7 protein-coding genes are annotated in these 6,397 nt (G+C 70.6%); 2 read left to right on the top strand and 5 right to left on the bottom strand.

Annotated features, from left to right (window positions below):
- Window positions 1–331: 331 nt before the first annotated feature.
- Window positions 332–1,201: an MFS transporter gene (locus R2S09_RS37190; RefSeq protein WP_399145529.1), complete on the bottom strand. Its 870-nt coding sequence runs from the start codon at window positions 1,199–1,201 to the stop codon at window positions 332–334.
- A gap of 148 nt (window positions 1,202–1,349) precedes the next feature.
- Entirely contained in the window at window positions 1,350–2,714 is a 1,365-nt protein-coding gene (locus R2S09_RS37185; protein ID WP_316745589.1) for an FAD-dependent oxidoreductase, read from the bottom strand.
- 218 nt (window positions 2,715–2,932) lie between these two features.
- On the opposite strand from R2S09_RS37185, the gene R2S09_RS37180 reads away from it, so the two are divergent.
- Both R2S09_RS37180 and R2S09_RS37175 read left to right on the top strand, forming a co-directional pair.
- Window positions 2,933–3,310, top strand: a complete 378-nt coding sequence (locus tag R2S09_RS37180) for a helix-turn-helix transcriptional regulator (protein WP_306188044.1) — start codon at window positions 2,933–2,935, stop codon at window positions 3,308–3,310.
- A gap of 31 nt (window positions 3,311–3,341) precedes the next feature.
- Window positions 3,342–3,848 (top strand): N-acetyltransferase family protein, encoded by a 507-nt coding sequence (locus R2S09_RS37175; RefSeq protein WP_316745590.1) that lies wholly within the window; start codon window positions 3,342–3,344, stop codon window positions 3,846–3,848.
- Window positions 3,849–3,894: 46 nt separating this feature from the next.
- Here the strand turns inward: R2S09_RS37175 and R2S09_RS37170 are convergent, their stop codons facing one another.
- From R2S09_RS37170 to R2S09_RS37160, 3 genes are all read right to left on the bottom strand, one after another.
- Complete coding sequence (locus R2S09_RS37170) at window positions 3,895–4,437, bottom strand: DinB family protein (protein ID WP_306188048.1); 543 nt, start codon at window positions 4,435–4,437, stop codon at window positions 3,895–3,897.
- A 102-nt stretch (window positions 4,438–4,539) separates the two neighbouring features.
- Window positions 4,540–5,595, bottom strand: a complete 1,056-nt coding sequence (locus R2S09_RS37165; RefSeq protein ID WP_316745588.1) for an ArsO family NAD(P)H-dependent flavin-containing monooxygenase — start codon at window positions 5,593–5,595, stop codon at window positions 4,540–4,542.
- On the bottom strand, window positions 5,592–6,377 hold the full coding sequence (locus tag R2S09_RS37160) for an MIP/aquaporin family protein (RefSeq protein WP_306188051.1): 786 nt from the start codon (window positions 6,375–6,377) through the stop codon (window positions 5,592–5,594). Before R2S09_RS37160 ends, R2S09_RS37165 begins: the two co-directional genes overlap by 4 nt.
- Window positions 6,378–6,397 lie beyond the last annotated feature (20 nt).

Raw genomic sequence — 6,397 nt, 5'->3', positions numbered from 1 at the left:
CCTCTTCAGAGGTGAACTTGGACGGTTCTCCTCACGAGCAAGCTCTACTTCAGCCGTGGCCGCGAGCCACTCGCCCACAAACGCAATGAGTTCCGCTTTCTCGTCTTCGCCTGAGCCGCGCCTCCGACTACAGGCTTTGGTCAGACACACCCCGCAGCCAGCACACCGGCGGCAACCGAGACTGCGGCAAGCAGTCCGAAGAGCGCCGGATACCCACCGAGTTCTCCCGCGAGAGCTGCGCTGGCGAAGGGGGCGAGTGCACCGGCAGTCGTGACGGGAGCGGCGAGGAGACCGGAAAGGCGACCGTAGTGGGTAGGGCCCCAACGGTCGGTCACGGCGGTGGCCTGGAGGAGGGTGAGGTTGCCGCGGACCATCCCGGCCGTGACCGCCAGGCCGAGCAGGAGCGGGAGGGCCCTGGGACGACGGCAAGGGCGCCCGTGGTGGCGCCGCCCATGGCGATCAGTGTGACCGTGCGGGCGGTGACGCCGGTGCGGCGGGCGACGGCGGCGTAGAGGGTACGGCCCGGGGTCTGGCCCGCGCCTCCGAGACCAAGAGCCCATGCCGCGGCAGTCGGGCTCGCGCCGCGTTCGGTCAGGAGCGGTACAAGGGCGATGACGACGGCGTACATCGCGAAGCCGTTAAGGGTGAGGGAGGCAGCGAGCAGAAGAAAGGGGCGACTGCGGGCTACTGGCCTGCTGTCGTTGATGTGTTGTGTGCGATACGGCGGGGCCGGGGGCCACGGGGCCCTCAGGGCGAGTGCGTGGGTCGGGACGGTGACCGCGGCGAGGATCACCGCGAGAACGGGGTAGGTGATGCGCCAGCCGAAGTGTTCGGCAAGAGCGGCCGTCAGGGGCGCGAAGGCAGTTGAGGCCAGCCCACCCGCGAGCGTGACGATCGTGAGGGCACGGACACGGTCCTCTCGCCACCAACGGGTGAGGGCCGCGAAGGCCGACTGGTAGAACGTGGCGGCCATGGACAGCCCCGCCAGGAGCCACGCCACCGTGAACACCGCCAGGTTCGGGGCACGTGCGATGGCCAGTATCGACGCCACCCCAATGACGGAGCCAGTGGTCATCACCGCGCGTGGTCCCCGGTGGTCGAGGATGCGACCGACGGGTATCCCGGCGAGCGCGGAAACGATGAGGGCGGTGGAGAAGGCACCGGTGGTGGCGGTCGTCGACCAACCGGTGTCTGCGGTGATGCGGGAATTGAGGACCGGGAACGCGTAGTAGACGATCCCCCAACTGGTGATCTGCGTGGCGCAGAGCGCGGGCAAGGCGGCGCGACGCAGCGACCGGTCCCCCGTACCGATCGCAGCCTCGCTGACCTGGACGTCGTCCATCGGCGGTTCAGCAACCACCCGAAGAGGCAGGGGCACCGAGGCCGATCTGCAGGGTGGCCGGGGCCGCGCAGCAGCCTCCACCTTCGCCGTTCTGGGCGGCGTCGGGGTCGTCGTAGAGGCCGGCGCCGCCGCACACGCCGGTCTCGGGCAGGGTCAGTTCGACGCGTTCGGCGGCCTCCCGGTCGCCGGCGATGGCGGCGGCGATGGAGCGGGCCTGCTCGTAGCCGGTCATCGCGAGGAACGTGGGTGCGCGGCCGTAGGACTTCATGCCGACCAGGTAGATGTCCTTCTCCGGGTGGGAGAGCTCGCCCACGCCGTGCGGGTAGACGGTGCCGCAGGAGTGGACGTTCGGGTCGATGAGCGGGGCGAGGGCGGTCGGGGCCTGGAGGCGTTCGTCGAGGCCGAGGCGGACCTCGGAGAGGAAGGACAGGTCGGGGCGGAAGCCGGTCAGCACGATGACCTCGTCGACCGGGTCGAGACGGCGGCCGTCCTCGGCGATCAGGACGAGCCGGTCACCGTCGCGTTCCACCGCCTGTGTACGGAAGCCGGTCACTGCGGACGCGTGGCCGGCCTCGACGGCGGCCTTGGCGCGCAGGCCCAGGGCGCCACGCGCGGGGAGCTGGTCTGCTTCGCCGCCGCCGAAGGTGTTCGCGCCGATACCCCGGCGCAGGATCCACACGGCGTGCGTGCCCGGTTCTTCCTTGGCCAGGTCGGCGAGGTAGGCGAGCGCGGTGAAGGCGGAGGCGCCCGAGCCGATGACGGCGGTGCGCTTGCCCGCGTACCGGGCGCGGACGGCCGGGTCCTTCAGGTCGGGGACGCGGTAGGAGATACGGTCGGCGGCTGCCTTCTCGCCAAGGGCGGGCAGGCCGTTGGCGCCCGTCGGGCTCGGGATGGACCAGGTGCCGGAGGCGTCGATGACGGCGCGGGCGCTGATCCGCTCCTCGTGGCCGTCTGCCAGTTGGATGTGCACGGTGAAGGGCTGCTCGTCGCGGTCGGCGTCGGCGATCCGGTCCCGGCCGGCTCGGGCTACGCCGGTGACGGTGGCGCCGTAGCGCACCTTGTCGCCGAGGACGTCCGCGAGCGGCTGGAGGTACTGCTCGGCCCAGTCACCGCCGGTCGGGTAGGCGGCGCCATCGGGGCGGACCCAGCCGGTGGGGGCGAGCAGCTTCTCGGCCGCCGGGTCACTGACCTCGGCCCACGGCGAGAACAGCCGGACGTGCGACCAGTCGCGTACAGCCGTACCGGCGGAGGGGCCGGCCTCCAGGACCAGCGGTTCCAGACCGCGCTCGACGAGATGGGCGGCAGCGGCCAGACCGACGGGACCGGCACCGATGACGACAACGGGCAGCTGGTCGTTGGTGGGCGCGTTCACGAGGTTCCCCTTTGCTTCGACGTCCGTCGATGGCTTGCCCGGCCAGCATGGCACCTGATTCGACAAGCGTCAACATAGACATCTGCCGAATCAGACCACGGTGGGCATGCGCAGCACCATTGGGGAGTCACCCGCATGTCGCGGCGTCCGGCCTTGCCTTGCTCGCGGCCAAGTCATCACCCTCGACCACCTGCTTCGACATGTGTCAACATAGATGCATGTCGAACACGAAGGTGCTCCCGCTGATAGAGCCCGAAGCTGCCGACGCCATGGCGCCGTGCTGCCCACCGCTCACCGAGCGCCCGTTCACCGCGGAGGAGGCCGAGACGGCCGCGCGGATGTTCAAGGCGCTGGGCGACCCGGTGCGACTGCGACTGTTCTCGGCGGTGGCCTCGCACGAGGGCGGTGAGGCGTGCGTGTGCGACATCTCCGACGTCGGTGTCTCCCAGCCGACCGTCTCCCACCACCTGAAGAAGCTCAAGGAGGCCGGTCTGCTGACCTCGGAGCGGCGCGGTACCTGGGTGTATTACCGGGTCGAGCCGTCCGTACTGGCCGCCATGGGCAAGCTGCTCACCTTCACGCCGGCCACGGCCTGATCAGCGACCGGAGCGAGGGGGATCCGTGACCATGTCGGGCTCGACCAATGTGGCCATCACGTCGATGGCCGCCGCGCACGCCGACGAGGTCCTGGCGATCTACCGGGCAGGCATCGATGAGGGCAACGCCACCTTCGAAACGACGGCCCCGACATGGCAGGCGTTCAACACCGCGAAGCTTCAAGAGCACCGTTTCGTGGCCGTCGACGAGCGCGGGATGGTGCTCGGCTGGGTCGCCGCCACCAGGGTCTCCGACCGCTGTGCCTATGCCGGTGTCGTCGAGCATTCCGTCTACGTCGCTCCCGTCGCCCGAGGCCGCGGAGTGGCCTCTGTCCTGCTGAAGACGCTGATCGACTCCACTGAGGCGGCCGGGATTTGGACCATCCAGTCCGGCATCTTCCCCGAGAACACCGCCAGTCTCGCACTGCACCAGCGGGCCGGGTTCCGCATCATCGGCACCCGCGAACGCATCGGCCGCCACCACGGCCGCTGGCGCGACGTCGTCCTCATCGAACGCCGCAGCAGCCTCGTCGTCTGACCGCGGCCCTGCCCGTGGCGGCCGAAACCGATGCTGCCCGCAGCCGTCAAGCGTGCCCGCGGCCCAGGGTGAGCTGGGCGCGGTGGAAGTCGTAGTGCTGAGTGGGATAGCGGTACAGCTCCGCGCGCGTCATCCAGTTGGGAAAGAAGGGGTCCCAGCGGGGCGGGTAGTGCATGCCGCGGCTGAGGGAGGCTGTGCTCTCGTGGTCCATGTGCCGGTGCAGGGCAGCGAGGGTGCGGTCCATCTTGGCTCCCATACGGTGGTGGTCGTAGTAGAGCGAGCCGAGCACGGAGCTGACGTAGTTGATGACGTGGAACGGTCTGGCCGTGGCATTGAGCAGACCGGCGAACGTCCTGCCGACGGGGCGCGGCAGCCTGGCGACGACTCCCAGCAGGGGCAGGAGCACGCGGACGAGCATGTAGCCGAAGAGCATGTGGAACAGCAGTTGCTCGTTGGTCCACCGTGTCCCGTCCGTCGGACGGCGCAGGTCAGCGTCGCTCACCGCCGCGAGCAGGCGGTGGAAGTCGGCACGGACGCGCTCCAGCTCGGCGTGAGCGGCCTGCCGGTCCAGTGGGCATCGCTCGTCCATGGCTGCCGTCCCGTCCCGTTCATTCCTCGGGTTCGGCTACGGTTGGATACCCGAGAAGGATGATGGTCCTCGCTGTCCGGCTGCTGAGCCAGAGTTGGGCGCTTACGTGAGCAGGCCGGCGATCTCGCGAGCCGCCTCCCGTGCGGGTCGACCGACGCCGATGAGGGTGGCGGAGGCCGGGCCGGTCCAGTCGCCGTAGCCGAGCAGGTGCAGGCGTGGCTCGTCCGCCGCGCGCGTGCCGGCGGTGGCGATGTAGCCGCATCGGCCTCGGAGCTGAAGCGGCGCGAGGTGGGAAAGGGCGGGCCGGAAGCCGGTGCACCAGATGATGGTGTCGGCCTCGGCGCGGGTGCCGTCCGCCCATTCGACGCCGCCGGGGACCAGGCGGGTGAACATCGGGCTCGCCTTGAGCAGGCCGCGGTCGCGGGCTTCGCGGACGGGTGGGACGGCGACGATGTCGCCGAGCGAGGCGACGCCGCCGGTGTCGGCGCGCCCCTCGTCGAGGGCGCGGCGGCGGGCGGTTGCCGCGTCGAAGAGGGCGCGGCCGTCGATGTCGTCGGCCAGGAAGCGGGGCGGGTGCCGGGTCGCCCAGGTCAGCTCGGCGTCGTAGGCGAGGTCGGCGGCGATCTGGGCGCCGGAGTTGCCGCCGCCCACCACGATCACGCGGCGGCCGGCGAAGTCATGCGGTCGCCGGTATTCGACGGTGTGCAGCTGGCGGCCGCCGAAGTCCCCGCGGCCTGGGACAGCGGGGAGGAAGGGGCGCCACCAGGTGCCGGTCGCACTGATCACCGCACGGGCGCGCCAGGTGCCGGAGTCGGTCTCCACACGCAGGAGCCCGCCGTCCCGGTGGACGCCGAGGACACGCTCGCCTCGCTCGACGGGAAGCTCGTACCGCTTCTCATAGTCGGCGAGGTACTCCACCACATGCTGCGCGTCGGGGTACGTCGTGCCGCTCTGCGGTGGCATGAGGCGGCCAGGCAGCGAGGAGTACGCGGCCGGCGAGAACAGGGACAGCGAGTCCCAGGCGTGCTGCCAGGCACCGCCCGGAGTGGTCTGGGCGTCGAGGATGACGAAGTCGAGGCCCAGGCGGCGCAGATGGTAGCCGGCGGCGAGCCCGGACTGGCCGCCACCGATCACCACCACCTGGGACGTGCGCGTCACTCGGTGGCTTCCCGGCCGGGCATGAAGATGAGGGCGACCAGCGCCAACCCGACCACGGCGCCGACGAGTTGCATACTGATGAAACCGGCGAGCGAGCCGGGTGCGATGCCCGCGAAGGTGTCGGTAAAGGCGCGGCCGATGGTCACCGCCGGATTGGCGAAGGACGTGGACGAGGTGAACCAGTACGCGGCGCCGATATAGGACGCAACCGCGACGGGCGCGAAGCGCAGGCGGTCGGTGCGGGCCAGACCGAAGATCAGCAAGATCAGACCGGCCGTGGCGACGACCTCGCCGAGCAGCAGATGCCCTGCCGACCGGTCGTGCGTGGACCACTTCACCAACGGCTCGCCGAACATCGCATCCGCCAGGACCGCACCCGCGATCGCGCCAACGACCTGCGCGGGCACATACACGGCAGCCTCGCGCAGGGTGACGCCACCGGCGCCGCGTCGGGCGGTCCACCACTCGGCCAGGGTGACCACGGGGTTGAAGTGCGCCCCGGAGACCGGCCCGAGCAGGGCAATCAGCACGCCCAGGCCGAAGACCGTGGCCGTGGAGTTGGCCAGCAGCTGCAGCCCGACGTCCTTGGTCAATTCGGTGGCCTGGATGCCGGAGCCGACCACGACTGCGACGAGCGCCGCCGTGCCGACCAGTTCGGCGGCGGCTTTGGCGAGCAGCGGAGGAGTCTGGGGCGGGGTGGCCCCCGGGGCTGGCTGCGGCTCAGCGGCAGGAGCTACAGCTCCCCCGCTTCTGTCGTGCTCGGTGGCCTCGGTGGCGGTCAACAGGACTCCTCGGTGCGTGC

The sequence above is a fragment of the Streptomyces sp. MK7 genome (assembly GCF_032658145.1).
Taxonomy (GTDB): Bacteria; Actinomycetota; Actinomycetes; order Streptomycetales; family Streptomycetaceae; genus Streptomyces; species Streptomyces spiralis.
Note: the sequence above shows the minus strand (reverse complement) of the source record. Positions and strands in the feature narration are given on the sequence as shown.